Origin of the sequence: Herbiconiux flava (assembly GCF_013409865.1) — a bacterium.
Taxonomy (GTDB): domain Bacteria; phylum Actinomycetota; class Actinomycetes; order Actinomycetales; family Microbacteriaceae; genus Herbiconiux; species Herbiconiux flava.
This window is the reverse complement of record NZ_JACCBM010000001.1, coordinates 414,988-431,230: the sequence shown is the minus strand read 5'-3', so window position 1 is coordinate 431,230 and position 16,243 is coordinate 414,988. Positions and strand designations below refer to the sequence as shown.

Here is a 16,243-nt window from a genome sequence, read left to right as displayed (position 1 = left end):
CGGCCCCGCCCCACGGCGGCGCCGCCCCCCACGCTACCGGCTCCGCCCGCTGTCGGCCTCTGCGATCCGCACCAGGGCATCCTCACTCGGCAGCGAGGCCTGCACGCCGGGCGCTAGCTCATACCGCGACACTGCGAGGGGCTGGCTCGCCCCGGCGAGGGCGTACCGCACCACGGTCTCGTTCTTCTCCCTCACGAGCAGCATGCCCACCGTCGGCTGGTGCTTGCCCGGGTCGCGCAGTCGATCGTCGACGAGTGCGACGTAGAACCCGAGCTGGCCGGCATGCCGTGGGTCGAACTTCGTCGTCTTGAGCTCGACGACGACGTAGCGCAGCTGCTGGACGTGGAAGAAGAGCAGATCGACGTAGAAGTCGTCGCCGTCGATCTCGAAGTGCACCTGTCGCCCGACGAAGGAGAACCCCGGGCCGAGTTCCCGAAGGGTGTCGATGATCCGCTCCACGAGGCGGTCTTCGAGCTGCCGCTCGCTGGTGTCGACGTCGATGGCGAGAAAGCCGAGGGTGAAGGGATCCTTCGTGATCTGCTGCGCGAGCTCGGAGTCCGAGGGTTCGAGGGAGGTGGCGAAGTTGGACGGAGAGGCCCCCTCTCGGTCGCGGAGCCGGGTCGAGATCTGATGGGCCAGAACCGACCTCGTCCAGCCGTGCTCAAGGTCGCGATCGGCGTACCAGTCGCGATCGTCGGGCCCCGTCAACTGGGTCAGGAGCTCGATAATGTGGCCCCAGGGCAATTGTGCAACGGAGCGTTGCACAATTGAGGCCCGGTCGGGCCAGGCTTCGGCGAACGACCGCATGTAGCGCAGATTCCGGTGGGAGAACCCCTTGGCCTCGGGGAACTCGGCGCTCAGGTCGCGAGCCAGCCGCTCGACGACCTTGCTGCCCCAGTCGGCGTTCGCGGCTCGTTCCGCGAGCACCGCGCCGATGTCCCAGTAGAGCAGCACCATCGCAGTGTTCGCGTGCCGCTGCACCTCGTAGCGCGCCTCGTGGACGCGCCGCTTCAGAGCGAGCAGAGCGTCGGCGTATCCGCCGACCCGAACTTCTGACATATCGTCATGTTACCGGGCCGACGGCACCGAGACGGGTCAGGCGGTGAGGCGGGGGTAGTCGGTGTAGCCGGCAGCGCCCGAGGCGTAGACGGTGGCCTGGTCGGGGGCGTTCTCGGGGTGGGCGCCGCGCCAGCGCTCCACGAGGTCGGGGTTCGCGATCGCGGCGCGGCCGACCGCCACGGCGTCGGCCAGGTCGTCGGACACCAGCGCGTGGGCCTCGTCGCGCGAGGTCATCTCCGAGAATCCGCTGTTCACCACGAAGACGCCACCGAAGGCCGCGCGCAGCGACTGCACGAGCTCGTCGGAGGGCGAGCCGTGCAGAATGCTCAGGTACGCGAGCTCGAGCGGCGCGACGCCCGTGACGAGCGCCGTGTAGGTGGCGCGCACGTCGTCGGCGTCGGTCTCGAGCACGTCCTGGATGTTGTGCGAGGGAGAGATGCGGATGCCCACCCGCCCGGCCCCGACCTCGGACGCCACGGCGGACGCCACCTCGATCACGAACGCGGCCCGGGCCGCCGGCGACCCGCCGTAGGCGTCGGTGCGCACGTTCGAGGCCGGCGAGAGGAACTCGTGCAGCAGGTACCCGTTGGCCGCGTGCAGCTCCACACCGTCGAACCCGGCGTCGACCGCGCGGCGGGCGGCGTCGACGAACTCGGCCTTGACCGTGTCGAGCTCGGCGGTGGTCAGCGCGTGCGGCAGCCCGTACGGCGCCTTCGACCCGTCGGGCCCGTGGGTCTCCCCGTCGATCGCGACGGCGCTCGGCGCCACGATCCGCTGAGTGCCCGTGATCGCCGTGTTCGTGACGCGGCCCCCGTTCATCAGCTGCATCACGATGCGCCCGCCGGCCTCGTGCACGGCGTCGGCCACGCGTCGCCAGCCCTCCTGCTGCTCGTCGGTGACGATGCCGGGCTGCCCCGGGTAGGCCCGCGACTCGGCGCTCGGGTAGACGCCCTCGCTGATGATCAGCCCCATGCTCGCCCGCTGCGCGTAGTGCTCCGCGATCAGTGCGGTGGGCACGCCGTGCTCGTCGGCCCGCAGTCGCGTCATCGGCGCCATCACGACGCGATTGGGCAGCTCCAGATCGCCGGCGGTGAGAGGGGTGAACAGCTTCATGAGGGCCTTTCGGGTGGTTCACGGTCGAGCGGATGCCCGTCCGCAGCGTCGCAGGGCGCTCCCGCGCCCCTCACCCGAACCGTCCTTCCTGTCGGGCGATTCCGGCGTTCAGGGCTTTCCCACCTGGGCTCGCCGGTAGGCTGACGACGGAGGGTGACCGTGAGCAGGATCGAGATTCAGCGGCAGGCCGTGATGGCGCGGCTGGCGACCGCGGCCCGGGTCCCGCTCGCCGAGTCCGGCGGGGTGACGCCCCAGCTGATCGACGACATCTGCCGGCAGGTCGGCGTGCACCCGCACTCGTTCCGGGCCCTGTTCCCCGACGACGACGCGTTCCTCGACGCCGTCACCGACGGGCTGGTCGAGGACTGCGCCGCGAGGCTGCGCGGCGGGGTCGCCGCCTTCGAGCCGAGTGAGGCCGCCGTGACCCAGGGCGGCCCGGCGGCCTTCGCCGAGGCCGCGGTGGCGCTCGCCGACTCCTGGCCGCTCGACCGCGACGGCATGCTGATCCGCGCCGACCGGCGGGCGCGGGCACTGCGCCGCAGTGACGGCGGCAGCGCGGTTCTGAAGGCCGAGAAGCTCTTCCTCGACGCCTTGGTCGACGTGCACGCCGATCTGATGGCGAAGCTCGGCCGGCGCTTCGCGAGCTCCCCCGTGCGATCGGTGCGGGTGATCCTCGACACCTATGAGCGCGCGTTCGAGACCTGGCTGCTGACCGGCGCCGACGCCGCCGACTTCCATTCCTCGCCGTACGTGCAGCGCACGCTGCCTGCCCTGCTCGAGGACATCAGCGTGCCCGTCTAGTGCCCCGCGAGGGCGCTCGATCATGCCCTGAACGGGTGGAAGCGGCAAGCCCCTTCCATTGCGCCCGAAAGCGTGTAGACGGGGAAGAGGACCAGCTCGGTCCCACTCCCGGAAGGAACGCCATCCCTGTGTCGACCCCGCGCCCCCTCCGCATCGGATGGTACGTGCACCACCGCGGGGCGGGCCACCGGATGACGGCCGGCTCGGTGATTCCCCTGCTCGACGCCGAGGTCACCGTGTTCACCTCCGCGGCCGGCCCCGTGGCGTCCCCGCACGCCCGCACGGTGCGCCTGCCACTCGACTCGACCCCGCTCAGCGGCGACTCCGGTGCGGCCCGGGAGCCCGCCGGCGGCGGCCGCACCGCCCACGGCCGACTGCACTGGGCCCCCACCGACTCCCCGGGTCACACCGAGCGTCTCGCCGCCATCGCCGCGTGGGTCGCCGAGACCCGCCCGCAGCTCTTCGTCGTCGACGTCTCCGCCGAGATCGCCGCGTTCGTGCGCCTGCTCGGCGTCCCGGTGGTGAGCTTCACCCTCCCGGGCCTCCGCGACGACCCGGCGCACCGCCTCGCCTACGAACTCTCCGACGCCGTGATCGCCCCCTGGCCCGAGGGAATCGGACCGACGGCCGGCTCCGTGCCCCCCGACCGCCTGCACCGGGTCGGCGCCCTGAGCCGCTTCGCCTCCGACCCGGCGGCCGACCGCCCCGCGGCCGGCGACCCCGCGACGGCCCGCCCCACCGCCCCCGAGGTGCTCGTGCTGCACGGCGCCGGCGGCCGTGGCGCCGACCCGCTCGACCTCGCCGCCGCCGGCCTCGAGGCGGCGGGGCACCCGGTTCGCCACCTCCGCAACGCCGGCCCGGCCGAGGTCTGGGCCGCCCTTCGCGCCGCCCCCCTCGTGCTCTCGCACTGCGGCTCGAACGCGGTGGCGGAGATCGCCGCCGCCCGCCGCCCCGCGATCCTGGTTCCGGATGCCCGCCCCCACGCCGAGCAGGAGCACCTCGCCGAGGCGCTGACCAGGGCGCAGCTGCCGTGCCTCGTGGTCGCCCCGGCCGACCTCGCCCGCACGGACTGGGCCACCGCCCACCGCGCCGCCGCCGCCCTCGACGGCGCCGCCTGGCGGCTCTGGAACGACGGAGGCGCCGCGTCCCGCATCGCCGACCTGCTGCAGCGGCTCGGTGCCGCCGCCGCGGCCGGGGCCGAGCGCAGCGGTGTCGCCGCGTGATCGCGCTGATCACCGCGGTGGCGGGTCGCCGCCTCCATCTCTCCCGCCAGGAGGAGTGGCTCCGCCGGCAGCAGCGGGCCGACGTCGTCCGGGTCGTCGTGGCCATGGACGACGCGCCGATCCAGACGCCGAGCGCCGCCGACGCGACCGTGCTCCGGGTGCGGGCCGACGGCGCGCTCCCGCTCGCGGCCGCCCGCAATGCCGGGGCCGAGGCCGCGATCGCCGCCGGCGCCGAGCTGCTCGTCTTCCTCGACGTCGACTGCCTGCCCCGCCCGCGACTCCTCGATGCGTACGCCGACGCCGCCCGCGAGCGGCCCGACGCGCTGCTCACGGGGTCGGTCGCCTACCTCCCGGAGGGCGTCGACTACGCCCGCCCCGAGACCTTCGAGGCGCTCGGGACGGTGCACGGCTTCCGCCCGAGGCCGCTGCCGGGCATCCGGGAACCCGCCCCCCACGAGCTGTTCTGGTCGCTGTCGTTCGCCTGCACCCCGGCGACCTGGCAGCGCATCGGCGGCTTCGACGACGGCTACCGCGGCTACGGCGGCGAGGACACCGACTTCGGCTTCGCCGCCCGCGCCGCCGGGGTCGAGCTGCTCTTCGTCGGGGGCGCCGAGGCCGACCATCAGCACCATCCGGTGAGCGACCCGCCCATCGAGCACCTCGACGACATCCTGCGGAACGCCGACCGCTTCGCCGCCAAGTGGGGCGTCGTGCCGATGCGCGGCTGGCTCGACGCCTTCGCCGAGCTCGGCCTCGTCGCCCACGACCCGGACACCGACCGCTACGCCCGCCGCCCCGACCTCAGAACGGACGCCGCATGAGAATCGCCATCCTCTGTCACCTGCACCACCCCATCGCCGAGCCGTTCCAGGGCGGAACCGAGGCCCACACGGCGATGCTCGCCGACGAACTGGTGCGCCGCGGCCACGACGTGACCCTCTTCGCCAAGGAGGGCTCCCGCACCTCGGCCGCCCTGCACCCGCTCGTGCCGAGCGACTTCGAGTTCGTCTTCGCCGCCACCCCGCTGGTGCGCCGCCAGCAGGCGGGCTTCCTCGCCGAGGCCAGCCAGCACAGCCTCGACCTGATCGCCGCCGGTGACTGGGACGTCGTCATCAACAACTCCCTCAGCAGCCTGCCCTACCGCGCCCTGCGCGACCGCCCGATGATGACCGTGCTGCACACCCCGCCGACCCTCGACGACGTGAACGCCCTGCTCGACGCCCCGGGCTGGTCGCCGTCGCCCCTGCACTCCTACGTCGCCGTCTCGCCGCGGAACGCCCGCGCCTGGGCGCCGCGCCTCCCGGGAGTGCTGAGCATCCCGAACGGCATCCCGCTCGAGCGCTGGCGCGTCGATGTACCCCGCGAGGAGCGCCTGGCCGTCTGGGCCGCCCGCATCACGCCCGAGAAGGGTCTGCACATCGCCATCCCCGCGGCGCGCGAGGCGGGCTTCCGGATGCGCGTGGCCGGCCCGGTCGCCGACCCCCGCTACTTCGCGGAGGAGATCGAGCCCCTGCTCGGCGACGACGTCGAGTACGTCGGCCACCTCGGCCACGACGCCCTGCCCGCCTTCTACGCCGCCGGATCGGTCTTCGTCGCGAGCCCGGTCTGGGAGGAGCCGTTCGGCCTCTCGGTCGTCGAGGCGCTCGCCTCGGGTACGCCGGTCGCGACGCTGCCGCACGGTGCCGTGCCCGAGCTCGTCGCGCCGGGTGCGGGCTCCGTGCTCGGGCTGGTGCGGGAGGCGGCCGGCGCGGTGGCCGTCGACGACCGGCCCGTCTCGCTCGCCGCGGCCATCCGCACCGCCGCCGCGGTCGACCCCGCCGTCGCGCGCGCCCAGGCCGGGCGGTTCTCGCTCGGCGGCATGATCGACGCCTACGAGGCCGAGCTGGAGCGGCTGCTCGAGCGCCGCCGCGACGGGGTGGCCTCAGTCCAGGGGCGGGTACGCCGAGCGGATGCGCGCGGCGATCGCTCCCGTCATGCTGCTGATGCGCCAGTGCTCGTCGACTCCGTCGGGGGCGGCGAGGGCCGGCTGATCGCGATAGGCGGCTGAGATCCCGGCCGCGTAGCGCGCGGCCTCGTCGGGCGTCGGAGCGGTGCACAGCCGGCGCTCGTCGAAGGCGACCGGCAGGTCGTCCGCGCGCCGGGACCGGATCTCGCGCAGCACGAGCACGGTGCCGGTCAGGAAGATCTGGTCGGACACGTCCATCCGCCGCAGCCAGGGCGCGAGCTCGGTGCGCGGCGGATCGGTGGACACAGTGCAGAAGCTAGTGCAGAAGCCGTGGGACTGCGACTCCCAACCGGGGGAGCCGACCACCGAGACGGGGCTCGGCCTCTGTTCTCAGCCGCGGTGCTTCGCGAGGAACGCGTCCCGGATCTCGCGGGCCGCGGCCTCGCCCTCGTCGGTGAACTCGTACAGCCGGCGCGGCGGGCTCTCCCGGCTGCCGAGCTCCTCCCAGGTCGACCTGATCCAGCCCTGGCGCTCCAGCCGGTCGAGGATCGGGTAGACCGTGCCCGAGGGCCGGCCCGACTCCTTCACGATGCGCAGACCCCAGATGGGCTCGGTGCCGCCGAGCATCGCCGTCAGCACGTCGACGGTCGGAGCGGTCACTCGCTGCAGCGGTTGCATGCGCCCAATGTAGCGAGGCGCTGCCGTCGGCCACAACGAGTCGCCGCGCATCCGTCACCCCGATCGCGGAGATCGTGCCGGCTCACGCCGCGGGGGCCAGCCGGGTGACGAGGGCGCCGACGCGCTCGCGCAGGGAGCGCACGGTGCGGTCGAAGGCCGAGTCGCTGCCGTCGGCGGCCGGATCGGGCAGCGACCAGTGCAGGTCGTCGGAGCCGTGCAGCTGCTCGTGCGCCGCGTCGCAGACGCTGATCACGAAGTCCCCGTCGCCGACCACGTCGTCGACGTGCCGCGGCACGGTGTCGGGGTCGATCGCCAGCCCGTGCCGCCGAGCCGCCGCCACCGCACCGGGGTTCACCGAAGTGGCCGGCCGCATGCCGGCGGAAACCGCGGGAATGGCACTGACGGTGCGCCAGACCGCCTCGGCGAGCTGCGAGCGGGCCGAGTTCGCCGTGCAGACGAAGACCACCCGGCCGCCGAGCGTGAGGAGCCCGGGCATCAGCGAGTCGAATGCCGTCTGCACGAGGTGCAGGTAGGTGCGCCGCCCGTCGAACTCCGAGCGGGTGCGGGTGAGGATGCCCGTCTTCTCGAGCACGCGCACGTGATGGGCGACGAGATTGGAGGGGACGCCGAGCGCGGACTGGATCTCGGTGGACGACAGGTCGCCCAGCACGAGGAGGTCGACGATCCACAGCCGCGTGGGATCGGAGAGCGCCGCGAAGACCGCGGCCCGCCGCTTCAGATCGGTCATCGCTTCGGTCATCGCTTAAAACAACTTCCATTGAGTCAATCGCTGCTGACCCAATCATGGTAGGCAGGACTCAGAACGGCGCGCGAGCGACAGTCAGACGATTGCCAGGAGCGCTTCGTTCTCCACCATCGTGCCCCCGGGCGCGGACGAAAGGACCACTTCATGGGTATCGGAACCGGTATCGCGCTGTTCGTCATCGGGGCCATCCTGGCCTTCGCGGTCAACGTCGATCTCGGCGGGTTCGTCAACCTGGCCCTGATCGGCTACATCCTGATGGGGGCCGGCGTCGTCGTGTTCCTGATCAGCCTCGTGCTCATGCTGCGCCGGCGCTCGTCGGTGTCCACCACCCGTTCGGCCGTCGACCCGGCCAGCGGCGAGCAGGTCACCCGCCGCACGACGGACAGCGACCCGCTCGTCTGACGTCGGCACCACCCCGTACGCCCACGAGGCGTCGAAAACGAGGCCGTGATCCTGCGGCCCTCACCCCTACAAAGGAGAACTCGTGAACATCCTCGTCATCATCATCGCCGTCATCGCCGTCATCCTGCTCTTCACGGGCGGATTCGTCTCGTCGCTGAACTTCCTGCTGTACGTCGGCGCGATCCTGCTGGTGCTCGCCATCATCGTGTTCCTGGTGCGGTTCCTCACCGGCAACCGTCGCGTCTGATCCGACCGGCGCGCCGAGCACGTCCGTCGCACCCGGGCAACGGGTGCACCACCTCGAAGGCCGGCTCCGCCCCACGGAGCCGGCCTCCGGCGTTCCCGGGAGAGTGGGCGGACCGTCCGAGGGTCAGGCCCAGGCGCGTGCCGACCGGGCCGCCCAGTATCCGGCGGCCGGCTCGGCCAGTGCCGCCAGCCGCTCCTCGCCGAGGCCGGGCACCCGCGCCCGCGTGTTCGCCCGCAGCTGGGCCCGGGTGACCGCGCCGCTCAGCACGATGTCGGCCCACGGATGCGCGACCGCCGCCCCGACCGCCAGGCCCTCCAGCGGCTGGCCGTCGGTCTCGGCGAGGGCGAGCGCCTCGGCTGAGCCCTCCGCCGCGCTCAGCCGGCCGTTCGCCAGCACCTCCTTCACCACGACGAGCCAGCGGGCGTCGTTCGCCGCCTCGAGGGCCGGGGCGGCCGAGGGCTCGAGCAGGTTCCAGGTGGCCTGCACGGCCGAGAACGGGGAGTCCTCGAGCGCCAGGGCGCGCTCGATCAGCTCGCCCTGGGCGGGGCCGCTCGTCGAGAGGCCGATCCGAACACCCTCGGCCGCGATCTCGCGGAGCCCGTCGAGCAGGGCCGGGTCGGTCAGGGCGGGGCTGTCGGGCGTGACCGAGTGCACGAGGTACACGTCGGGGGCGGTGCCGAGGGCGTCGAGCGTCTCGGGCCACTGGCGGTCGAGCATCCGTCGGCTGTGCTCCTTGCGCTCGTGCACGTGGGCGTCGACCCGCCAGTCGCCCACGTACTCGTAGCCCCACTTCGAGCCGATCGTGAGCTCGTCCCGGCGGCCCGGATGCGCGGCGAGCCACGAGCCGAGGAACTCCTCCGCTCGGCCGTACGAGCGCGCGGCGTCGAGGTAGCGGATGCCGAGGAACCAGGCCGCGTCGAGGAGCGAGTGCGCGCGCTCGCGCAGGGCGTCGACGGAGCGGTCGCCGGCGGGGCCGAGGTCGGCGGCCCGCCCGGCGGTGATGTACGCGGGGCGGCCGAGTGCGGCGAGGCCGAGGCCGAGCCGGGACGCGAGGCCGCCGGCCTCCCCGGGCCCGGGGGCGGCGGCGGAGTCGGTCACGCGCCCTCGAGCGCCTGGAGGTGCTCGAGCGAGCGGCGCTCGAGGTAGGAGCAGAGCTCGGCGGCGGCGGCGAGCTCCTGGGAGAGGGCGACGACGTCTTCCGTGCTGAGCGCCAGGTCGCGGTCGCGGGCGGCGAAGGTGACCTCCCAGCGGGGGTCGCCCAGCGCGACCGGCTGCATGTAGACGTCGGTGGTCGCGTTCCGTAGGGCGATGACGACGAGCCCGGTGTCGGAGCCGTCACTGCCGTCCTGCACGGCGACCTCGGTGTACTCGACGATGCGGTGGGCTCCCGACGCCGGCCCCGACTCGGACCCGTACTCGGCGAGCCACGACTCGAGCACCTCTTTGCTGCGGAACGGCACCTAGGACTCCTCCCGATCGAGTGACCAGCCCAGCCTAGCGATGCCCGCTCACTCCGCGGCGGAGAACGAGCGGCCGGCGGCGGAGCTGAGCTCGTCGAGCACCCGCACCACCAGCTCGGCCGCCGTGGGGTCGAGCCGGGCGGCGACGGCCTGCTCCGGCTCGCGTGCCCGGTCGTGGCGGTCGATGAACTCGATGCCCGAGTCGGTGATGCTCAGCGAGAGCCCGCGCCGGTCGACGCTGCTCGTGGTGCGGTCGACGTGGCCGAGGCGCACCAGCTTGTCGATGAGGGCGGTGATGGAGGCGCTGCGCAGCTGCAGCCGGGACGCCAGCTCCTTCGGGGTGAGCGAGCGGCCCTGCTCGCCCTCCGCGCGCAGCTCGACCAGCGCGTTCCAGGCGCTGTCGGAGAGCTCGGTCTCGGCACGGATCAGCCGGCGCAGTGCGGTGCGGGACGCCAGGTACTCCTGCAGGGCGTCGAGCACGTCGCCCGAGCCGAGCCTCTCGGCGTGATCGTTCAGCATCTCAGCGATACGATCCCTTCTCCTACGGCCCCGGCCCGCGAACCCGACCCTGAGCACCCTACGCTGTCGACGGCGATCGGGCACGGCGCGTCGCGGCGTCGGTGCGGCGGGGTCGAGGCGTCGTCGCGGGTGCGGCGGCCGGCGCCGAAGTGCGGCACAATGGCGGCGATGCGGTCGCCGGCCCACCCGAGAGCGGGTGCTCGCCGGGCCGCGAGAAACGGATGCTCCGATGACGAACCCCGCCGCCTTCGACGACGTGACCCGGGCCCTCCTGGCCGACCCCGACGACGACGTGACCCTCGAGGGCACGAGCCTCCTGGTGAAGGAATCGGTCTTCGCCGCCCTCGACGGCGAGCTGCTGGTCGTCGCCCTGCCCGCCCACCGCGCCGACGACCTCCTCGGCCGTGACGTCGCGACGCCTGCCGAGGCGCCCTCGGCCGCACCGGCCGGAGTCGCCGGCCGCTGGGTCGGCATCGCCGACACCCAGAACTGGGTCGAGCTGGCCACCGAGGCGCACCAGTTCGTCGGCGAGCCCGCCGTCGGCGGCGACTCCTAGGACGCCGCCGACCACCGGGCGCCGCTCCGCGACCCGGTGCCGGCGGTCGTCCCGCCCGCTCAGCGGGTGGTGCGGATCATCCGCGGCCCCGCCCAGAGGATCAGGGCCAGCACGAGCGCCACGAAGCCGAGCAGCACGGGCACGAGCGGCAGCACGAGCAGAGCGGCTCCGACGGCGAGCGGCGGAACGGTCATCCCGGCGAACGCCAGCAGGAAGATGCCCGAGGTGATCTCGCTGCGGTTGCCGCCGCTCGCGAGCGCGCCCGCGGTGGCGAGGGCCCCGCGGAAGACGAGGCCGACGCCGGCTCCCGCGATCACGCCGCCGCCGACGAACAGCACGGTCGCGACCACGGCCGCCGAGTCGCCCGCCAGGCCGGACACGAGCGCCGCGCCGGCGAGGGCGACGAGCCCCACCGCCATCGAGGCGACGCCGAGCACCAGCTGACGCCGGGTCGACAGCCGCGAGAAGACGATCTGCGCCAGGGCCGCGGCCCCGAACACCGAGAACGACACGACACCCGCGACGAAGTGGTCGCCCTGGTGCAGCAGCTGGGCGAGGAAGGTCGGGGCCACCGAGCCGAACAGCCCGGTGATCGCGAAGGCCGCGAAGCCACCGAGACCGGCCGCCCAGTAGGCGCCGCGGCTCTCGGCCGGCACGCGCACCCGCTGCGGCCGGTAGGCCGCGCGGTCGGTGGGCGGTGTCACGGTCTCGGGCACGAAGGCGTAGGCGAAGCCGACCGCGACGAGGGCCGCGGCGAACACGAGGTAGGGCGTCACGAGCGGCGCGGCGATCCACTCGGCGAACACGCCGCCGATCAGCGGGCCGAGCGCGAGGCCGCCCATGTTCGCGACACCCGCGATCGTGGCGGCGAAGCCGATGCCGGCGCCGGGCCGGGCGATGCGCCGAAGGTCGGCGAGGTGGGCCGTGGCGGTGGCCGTGAGCACGCCGATGCCGAGACCGGCGACGAACCGGGCCACGATCAGACCGACGGCATCCGGCCACAGCACGAACAGCACCGCCGCCACGAGCTCGATCGCCGCGGCCGTGAGGATGACCCGGCGCCGGCCGAGCCGGTCGCTGAGGTGGCCCGCGAGGTAGAGGGCGAGCATCACGCCGGTGGAGTAGGCGGCGAAGATCAGCGTGATGACCACGGTCGGGAAGCCGTCGCGCTGCTGGTAGAGCGCGTACAGCGGCGTCGGCACCGTGTTGAACGCCATCATCACGAGGAACGCGACGGCGGTGACCCAGAACCCCGCGCCGTGCGGGAGGCGCAGCCCGGGTCGAGGGGAGGGGGCAGCGGCCGGGACGACGGGCTGGGAGGCGGTGCGGGGCTCGGAGAGCAGTGCGGTCATGGTTCGAGGATGCTCCTCGGTTGTCATCGTGTCTAACGAATTATCCTGCAGAGTCTCATCGATCCGCTCTATGATCGGTGCCATGGAGACCCGCCTGCTGGAGTACTTCGTCACCGTGGCCGACGAGCTCAGCGTCACCCGCGCCTCCGAGCGGCTCTTCGTGGCGCAGTCGACCGTCTCGGCAGGCCTTCGCAGTCTGGAGGGCGAGCTCGGCGTGGCGCTGTTCGAGCGCACCACCAAGTCGGTGCGGCTGCTCGCGGCGGGCGAGGTGCTGCTGCCGCTCGCGCGGGCCCTCGTCGACGACGCCGAGGAGCTGCGCCGCGCCGCCACCGAGTCGGGCAGCGGCCTCCGCGGACGGGTGCGCATCGGCACCTTCACCGGCATGCAGCTGCTCGACCTGCCCGGGGTGCTCGGGCGCTTCCGGCGCGAGCATCCGCTCGTCGACATCCAGCTCGTCTCGTCGCCCGTGGGCTCCACCGGGCTGGCCGACGACCTCGGGCACGGGCGCCTCGACCTCGCCTTCCTCGCGGTGCCGGCCCCGCCCACGCTCGACGCCTGGCCGATCGCGACCTTCGACTTCGTGGCGCTCGTGCCCGAGGGGCACCCGCTCGCGACCCGCGCCGCGGTGTCGCTGGCCGACCTCGCCGGCGAGGAGTGGGTCGACGTGCTGCCGGGCTACGGCAACCGCCTGCAGCTCGACCGGGCGCTCGCCGACCGGGGCCTCGCGAGGCATCTCGCGGCCGAGCTGCCCGACCTGCCGAGCGTGGCGCCGTGGGTGGCCGCTGGCTTCGGGGTGGCGGTGGTGCCCGACGTGATCGAGGCGAGCGGATGCGCGCGCCTGCCGCTCACCGACCCGCCCCCGCCCTGGGTGGTGTCGCTGGCCGTGCGCCGCGGGGCGGCCCGTCGTCCGCTGCTGGCGGCACTGGCCGAGGCTCTGCGCGCGCCTGCCTGAACGACAGCGCTCCGTGCCCCCGACCGAACGGGGACACGGAGCGCTGGGAGCCGGGGCTCAGTAGGTGGTGCTGCCCATCATCGACATCGACGCGACGACCGTCACGATCGAGAAGATGATGGCGATCACGAAGAGCACGGCGCCGACGATGACTCCGGCGAGGGCCGGGGTGTTCTTGTAGCCGGCCTTCTTCGACTGGTTCAGCGCGATGGCCGAGATGATCAGGCCGATCAGGTTGAAGAAGATGGCGACGATCAGGCCGACGATGCCGAGGGTCTTGCCCGGGTAGTCGGTTCCGGCCGGAGCGGGCTGCGGTGCGGATGCGGTCATGGTGTGATTCCCTCCAGAAAACAACGGTTCCTCATGAACGTACCGGCATCCGGAGGTTTCCGGGAGTCCCGGTGGCCGAATCCCGCCGGGTGCGGGAGGCTGGGGCCCGTGAAGAGCCAGCGCATCGCCCGTACCGACCTGTCCGTCTCCGCCGTCGTCCTCGGACTGATGCGCATCGCCGAGCTCGACGACGAGGAGATCCGCACCCTCGTCGGAGCCGCCCGCGACGCCGGCGTCACGATGTTCGACCATGCCGACATCTACGGTGGCGAGCGGCACGGCAGCGAGCGCCGCTTCGGCGATGCCGTGTCGTTCACGCCCGCCGAGCGGGAGCAGGTGGTCATCCAGTCGAAGGTCGGCATCCGTGACGGCTACTTCGACTTCTCGGCCGAGCACATCCTCCGCACGGTCGACGAGTCGCTCGCCGCCCTGCGCCTCGAGCACCTCGACCTGCTGCTGCTGCACCGGCCCGACGCCCTGGTCGAGCCCGAGGAGGTCGCCTCCGCGTTCGACGCGCTCGAGAGCGCGGGCAAGGTGCGGTACTTCGGCGTCTCGAACCACACGCCCGGCCAGATCGACCTGCTGGCCCGCACCGTGCGCCAGCCCCTCGTCGTCAACCAGGTGCAGCTGAGCATCACGCATGCGCCCATCATCGCGCAGGGTGTGGCGGCGAACATGGTGCGCCTCGACCAGTCGGTCGACCGGGGCCTCGGGATGCTCGACCACGCGCGCCTGAACGACATCACGCTGCAGGCGTGGTCGCCCTTCCAGAAGGGCTTCTTCGACGGAGTCTTCCTCGGCGACCGCGAGCACTTCGCCGAGCTGAACGACGTGCTCGACGAGCTCGCCGCGTCCTACGGCGTGACGCCGATGGCGATCGCCACCGCCTGGATCACCCGGCACCCCGCCGGCATCCAGGTCGTGCTCGGCACCACGAACCCCGGTCGCGTGACCGATGCGGCCGCGGGCGCCGACGTCGTGCTCACCCGGCCGGAGTGGTACCGGCTGTTCACGGCTGCGGGCCACGTCCTCCCCTGAGGCGGGCCGCCAGCCAGGACTTCAGCCGCGCGGTGTGGCGGTCGGTGAACTCGTTCGAGAGCGCGAGCGTCTCGGCCCCCAGGTCGCCGCCGTGCACGATCGTCTCGAGGGCCTGCAGGGCCCGTCGCTCCTGCTCGTCGGCCAGCCTCCTCCGCTCCTGGTCGGCCAGCCTCCTCCGCTCCTCGTCGTCCATGCAGCACACCCTACGTCGGAGTCGGGCGGGATTCCGACAACCAGTCGGGCCGCCGGGCCCCTCGTCGCCCTATACCTGGAGGAGTCCGAATACCCGGAGGATTCCGAACGTGCGAAGGAGGCACCGTGACCGAAGCCCCGCTCCGTCGCCGTGACGAGCTCGACGCCCTGCTCCGCGCGCTCGACGGCCTGCCGGTCATCGTGCACGACCGGTACCTCACCGTCGTCGGCGCCACCCGCCTGGCTCGCGCGGTCTCGCCGTTCTTCCGCGAGGGCGTCAACCTGGCCCGGGCGGCCTTCCTCGACGACTCCGTGGTCGACAGCCAGGCCTCCTGGCCCCGGTTCGCCGAGCACATCGCCGCGACCCTGCGCTGGGAGCTCGACCGGCACGACGCCGATCCCGAGTTCCGGCGGATCGTCGGCGAGCTCTCGGCGCAGAGCCGTGCCTTCGCGCGCGCCTTCGCCGACGACTCCGGCCGGCAGCGCCTCACCGGGTCGTGGGAGTTCGGCGCCGGCTCGGCCGAGCCCTTCACCCTCACCTTCCACCGGCTCGAGCTCCCGGATGCCGGCGACACCGTGCTGGTCTGGCGACCCGACGGGCCGGCGGCCGGGCGGGCCCTGGCCGCGATCGCCGAGACGCTGACGCCGTAGCTCCGTCCGGCCGCCCTGCTCCACCGCATCGGTGCCGCTACCTCGTCTGCGGGTTCTGCCCCCACACCGTCGTCCCGTCGGGCAGCCAGCTCGCCTCGACGTCGACGAAGCTCTGCGGCAGCTGGTCGCCCTGCGAGGGCCGCCCGGTCACCGCGATCGAGCCGCGGATCAGCAGGCCCGTCGACGGGAAGCGGTCGGGCGGCACGCAGTTCGCCGTGTAGGTGCCGTTGTCCTGCACCAGCACGATGCAGACGTCGTCGTCGATGTCGCGGGCGACGTAGAGCGGGGTGTCCGCCATCGAGAGCGTGCGCAGGGTCTCCTCGCGCAGCTGCACGGCGTAGAGCACGGGCGGCTGGTCGGCCGGCTGCGAGGGCCGGTCGAAGATCGCCAGCGCAGCGGAGGCGTCGGCGAACGGCGGCCCGCCTCCTGCACCGAGACCGGCGATCGACCCGCCGGTCGCCTGGGCCAGGGTGAACCCGACGGCGCCGCCCACCAGCGCGAGCACGAAGCCGACAGCCGCGACGGCCGCGAGACGCCGGCGCACCCGCTGCGGGCGCCGGGCGGGGGCGGTCTCCCCGTCGGTCGGAGGTTCGTCGGCATCCGCGACGGCGAGCGCGGTTCCGACGGCGGTCGCCTCGGCCACGGCCTGGTCGATGGCCTCCCGCTCCTCGGCGAGGGCGGCGTCCAGCTGCGCCAGCTCGGCGGCGGCACGGTCGGCCCGGGGCACGGCGTCGGCGCTGCCCTTGGCGGCCGGCGCGAAGGCCGTGCGCTGCAGCTCGGCACGACGGGCCGCGGGCGACTCCACCCCGGCGGGCGTCGGCGAACCCGGATGCTCGCGCCACCAGAGCGCGTCGAGCACGTCGTTCGCGCCGCCGTACGCCCGCGCCACCCGATCGCGGAACTCCGCGTCGCGCTTCGCCCTCAGGTACTCGCTCGGAGCCGCCATGCTCCACCTCCTC

Annotated in this window: 21 protein-coding genes; 10 read left to right on the top strand and 11 right to left on the bottom strand. The window is 73.3% G+C overall.

The features are described 5' to 3' along the window. Positions 1 to 33 precede the first annotated feature (33 nt). The gene (locus tag BJ984_RS02065) at positions 34 to 1,059 is read right to left on the bottom strand and encodes a PDDEXK nuclease domain-containing protein (RefSeq protein ID WP_179546616.1); all 1,026 of its coding nucleotides are present in this window, start codon (positions 1,057 to 1,059) and stop codon (positions 34 to 36) included. Positions 1,060 to 1,095: 36 nt separating this feature from the next. Continuing rightward, entirely contained in the window at positions 1,096 to 2,172 is a 1,077-nt protein-coding gene (locus tag BJ984_RS02060) for an alkene reductase (RefSeq protein WP_179546615.1), read from the bottom strand. Between the two features lie 159 nt (positions 2,173 to 2,331). On the opposite strand from BJ984_RS02060, the gene BJ984_RS02055 reads away from it, so the two are divergent. From BJ984_RS02055 to BJ984_RS02040, 4 genes are all read left to right on the top strand, one after another. Continuing rightward, entirely contained in the window at positions 2,332 to 2,973 is a 642-nt protein-coding gene (locus BJ984_RS02055; protein ID WP_179546614.1) for a hypothetical protein, read from the top strand. A gap of 128 nt (positions 2,974 to 3,101) precedes the next feature. Next, positions 3,102 to 4,196, top strand: coding sequence for a glycosyltransferase (locus tag BJ984_RS02050; RefSeq protein WP_179546613.1), 1,095 nt, complete (start codon positions 3,102 to 3,104; stop codon positions 4,194 to 4,196). Continuing rightward, complete coding sequence (locus BJ984_RS02045) at positions 4,193 to 5,017, top strand: glycosyltransferase family 2 protein (RefSeq protein ID WP_179546612.1); 825 nt, start codon at positions 4,193 to 4,195, stop codon at positions 5,015 to 5,017. The genes BJ984_RS02050 and BJ984_RS02045 overlap by 4 nt, the downstream gene beginning before the upstream one ends. Further along, positions 5,014 to 6,243 carry a glycosyltransferase gene (locus tag BJ984_RS02040; RefSeq protein WP_179546611.1) on the top strand — a complete coding sequence of 410 codons (1,230 nt, stop codon included), beginning with the start codon at positions 5,014 to 5,016 and terminating at the stop codon, positions 6,241 to 6,243. Before BJ984_RS02045 ends, BJ984_RS02040 begins: the two co-directional genes overlap by 4 nt. A 288-nt stretch (positions 6,244 to 6,531) precedes the next feature. On the opposite strand, the gene BJ984_RS02035 is transcribed toward BJ984_RS02040, so the two are convergent. Together BJ984_RS02035 and BJ984_RS02030 are read right to left on the bottom strand one after the other, a co-directional pair. Beyond that, positions 6,532 to 6,819 (bottom strand): PadR family transcriptional regulator, encoded by a 288-nt coding sequence (locus BJ984_RS02035; RefSeq protein ID WP_173182413.1) that lies wholly within the window; start codon positions 6,817 to 6,819, stop codon positions 6,532 to 6,534. Between the two features lie 82 nt (positions 6,820 to 6,901). Then, positions 6,902 to 7,567, bottom strand: a complete 666-nt coding sequence (locus tag BJ984_RS02030) for an arsenate reductase/protein-tyrosine-phosphatase family protein (protein WP_179546610.1) — start codon at positions 7,565 to 7,567, stop codon at positions 6,902 to 6,904. 162 nt (positions 7,568 to 7,729) lie between these two features. Here BJ984_RS02030 and BJ984_RS02025 point away from each other — a divergent pair, with 162 nt between their 5' ends. Both BJ984_RS02025 and BJ984_RS02020 read left to right on the top strand, forming a co-directional pair. Next, the gene (locus BJ984_RS02025) at positions 7,730 to 7,987 is read left to right on the top strand and encodes a DUF6458 family protein (RefSeq protein ID WP_179546609.1); all 258 of its coding nucleotides are present in this window, start codon (positions 7,730 to 7,732) and stop codon (positions 7,985 to 7,987) included. A gap of 82 nt (positions 7,988 to 8,069) precedes the next feature. Then, positions 8,070 to 8,234, top strand: a complete 165-nt coding sequence (locus BJ984_RS02020; RefSeq protein WP_179546608.1) for a hypothetical protein — start codon at positions 8,070 to 8,072, stop codon at positions 8,232 to 8,234. 123 nt (positions 8,235 to 8,357) lie between these two features. On the opposite strand, the gene BJ984_RS02015 is transcribed toward BJ984_RS02020, so the two are convergent. From BJ984_RS02015 to BJ984_RS02005, 3 genes are read right to left on the bottom strand one after another with little or no spacing between them, the layout of a single operon-like run. Continuing rightward, complete coding sequence (locus BJ984_RS02015; protein ID WP_179546607.1) at positions 8,358 to 9,332, bottom strand: aldo/keto reductase; 975 nt, start codon at positions 9,330 to 9,332, stop codon at positions 8,358 to 8,360. Continuing rightward, entirely contained in the window at positions 9,329 to 9,694 is a 366-nt protein-coding gene (locus BJ984_RS02010) for a hypothetical protein (RefSeq protein ID WP_179546606.1), read from the bottom strand. Before BJ984_RS02010 ends, BJ984_RS02015 begins: the two co-directional genes overlap by 4 nt. 48 nt (positions 9,695 to 9,742) lie before the next feature. Then, positions 9,743 to 10,213, bottom strand: a complete 471-nt coding sequence (locus BJ984_RS02005) for a MarR family winged helix-turn-helix transcriptional regulator (RefSeq protein WP_179546605.1) — start codon at positions 10,211 to 10,213, stop codon at positions 9,743 to 9,745. 229 nt (positions 10,214 to 10,442) lie between these two features. Between BJ984_RS02005 and BJ984_RS02000 the strand changes: the two genes are divergently transcribed. Then, positions 10,443 to 10,769 (top strand): hypothetical protein, encoded by a 327-nt coding sequence (locus BJ984_RS02000; protein ID WP_179546604.1) that lies wholly within the window; start codon positions 10,443 to 10,445, stop codon positions 10,767 to 10,769. Between the two features lie 59 nt (positions 10,770 to 10,828). On the opposite strand, the gene BJ984_RS01995 is transcribed toward BJ984_RS02000, so the two are convergent. Then, complete coding sequence (locus BJ984_RS01995) at positions 10,829 to 12,121, bottom strand: MFS transporter (protein ID WP_179546603.1); 1,293 nt, start codon at positions 12,119 to 12,121, stop codon at positions 10,829 to 10,831. A gap of 82 nt (positions 12,122 to 12,203) precedes the next feature. Here BJ984_RS01995 and BJ984_RS01990 point away from each other — a divergent pair, with 82 nt between their 5' ends. Then, positions 12,204 to 13,073 carry a LysR family transcriptional regulator gene (locus tag BJ984_RS01990; RefSeq protein WP_179546602.1) on the top strand — a complete coding sequence of 290 codons (870 nt, stop codon included), beginning with the start codon at positions 12,204 to 12,206 and terminating at the stop codon, positions 13,071 to 13,073. A 57-nt stretch (positions 13,074 to 13,130) separates the two neighbouring features. Here the strand turns inward: BJ984_RS01990 and BJ984_RS01985 are convergent, their stop codons facing one another. Continuing rightward, positions 13,131 to 13,403 (bottom strand): hypothetical protein, encoded by a 273-nt coding sequence (locus tag BJ984_RS01985; protein ID WP_179546601.1) that lies wholly within the window; start codon positions 13,401 to 13,403, stop codon positions 13,131 to 13,133. A gap of 108 nt (positions 13,404 to 13,511) precedes the next feature. Between BJ984_RS01985 and BJ984_RS01980 the strand changes: the two genes are divergently transcribed. Continuing rightward, positions 13,512 to 14,441, top strand: coding sequence for an aldo/keto reductase (locus BJ984_RS01980; RefSeq protein WP_271206358.1), 930 nt, complete (start codon positions 13,512 to 13,514; stop codon positions 14,439 to 14,441). Here the strand turns inward: BJ984_RS01980 and BJ984_RS01975 are convergent. Continuing rightward, positions 14,413 to 14,634, bottom strand: a complete 222-nt coding sequence (locus BJ984_RS01975) for a hypothetical protein (protein ID WP_179546599.1) — start codon at positions 14,632 to 14,634, stop codon at positions 14,413 to 14,415. The two genes, BJ984_RS01980 and BJ984_RS01975, sit on opposite strands and share 29 nt — an antisense overlap. Before the next feature lie 125 nt (positions 14,635 to 14,759). On the opposite strand from BJ984_RS01975, the gene BJ984_RS01970 reads away from it, so the two are divergent. After that, positions 14,760 to 15,284 carry an MmyB family transcriptional regulator gene (locus BJ984_RS01970; RefSeq protein WP_179546598.1) on the top strand — a complete coding sequence of 175 codons (525 nt, stop codon included), beginning with the start codon at positions 14,760 to 14,762 and terminating at the stop codon, positions 15,282 to 15,284. Between the two features lie 37 nt (positions 15,285 to 15,321). Here BJ984_RS01970 and BJ984_RS01965 read toward each other — a convergent pair whose 3' ends face one another. Continuing rightward, positions 15,322 to 16,230, bottom strand: coding sequence for a hypothetical protein (locus tag BJ984_RS01965; protein WP_179546597.1), 909 nt, complete (start codon positions 16,228 to 16,230; stop codon positions 15,322 to 15,324). Positions 16,231 to 16,243 lie beyond the last annotated feature (13 nt).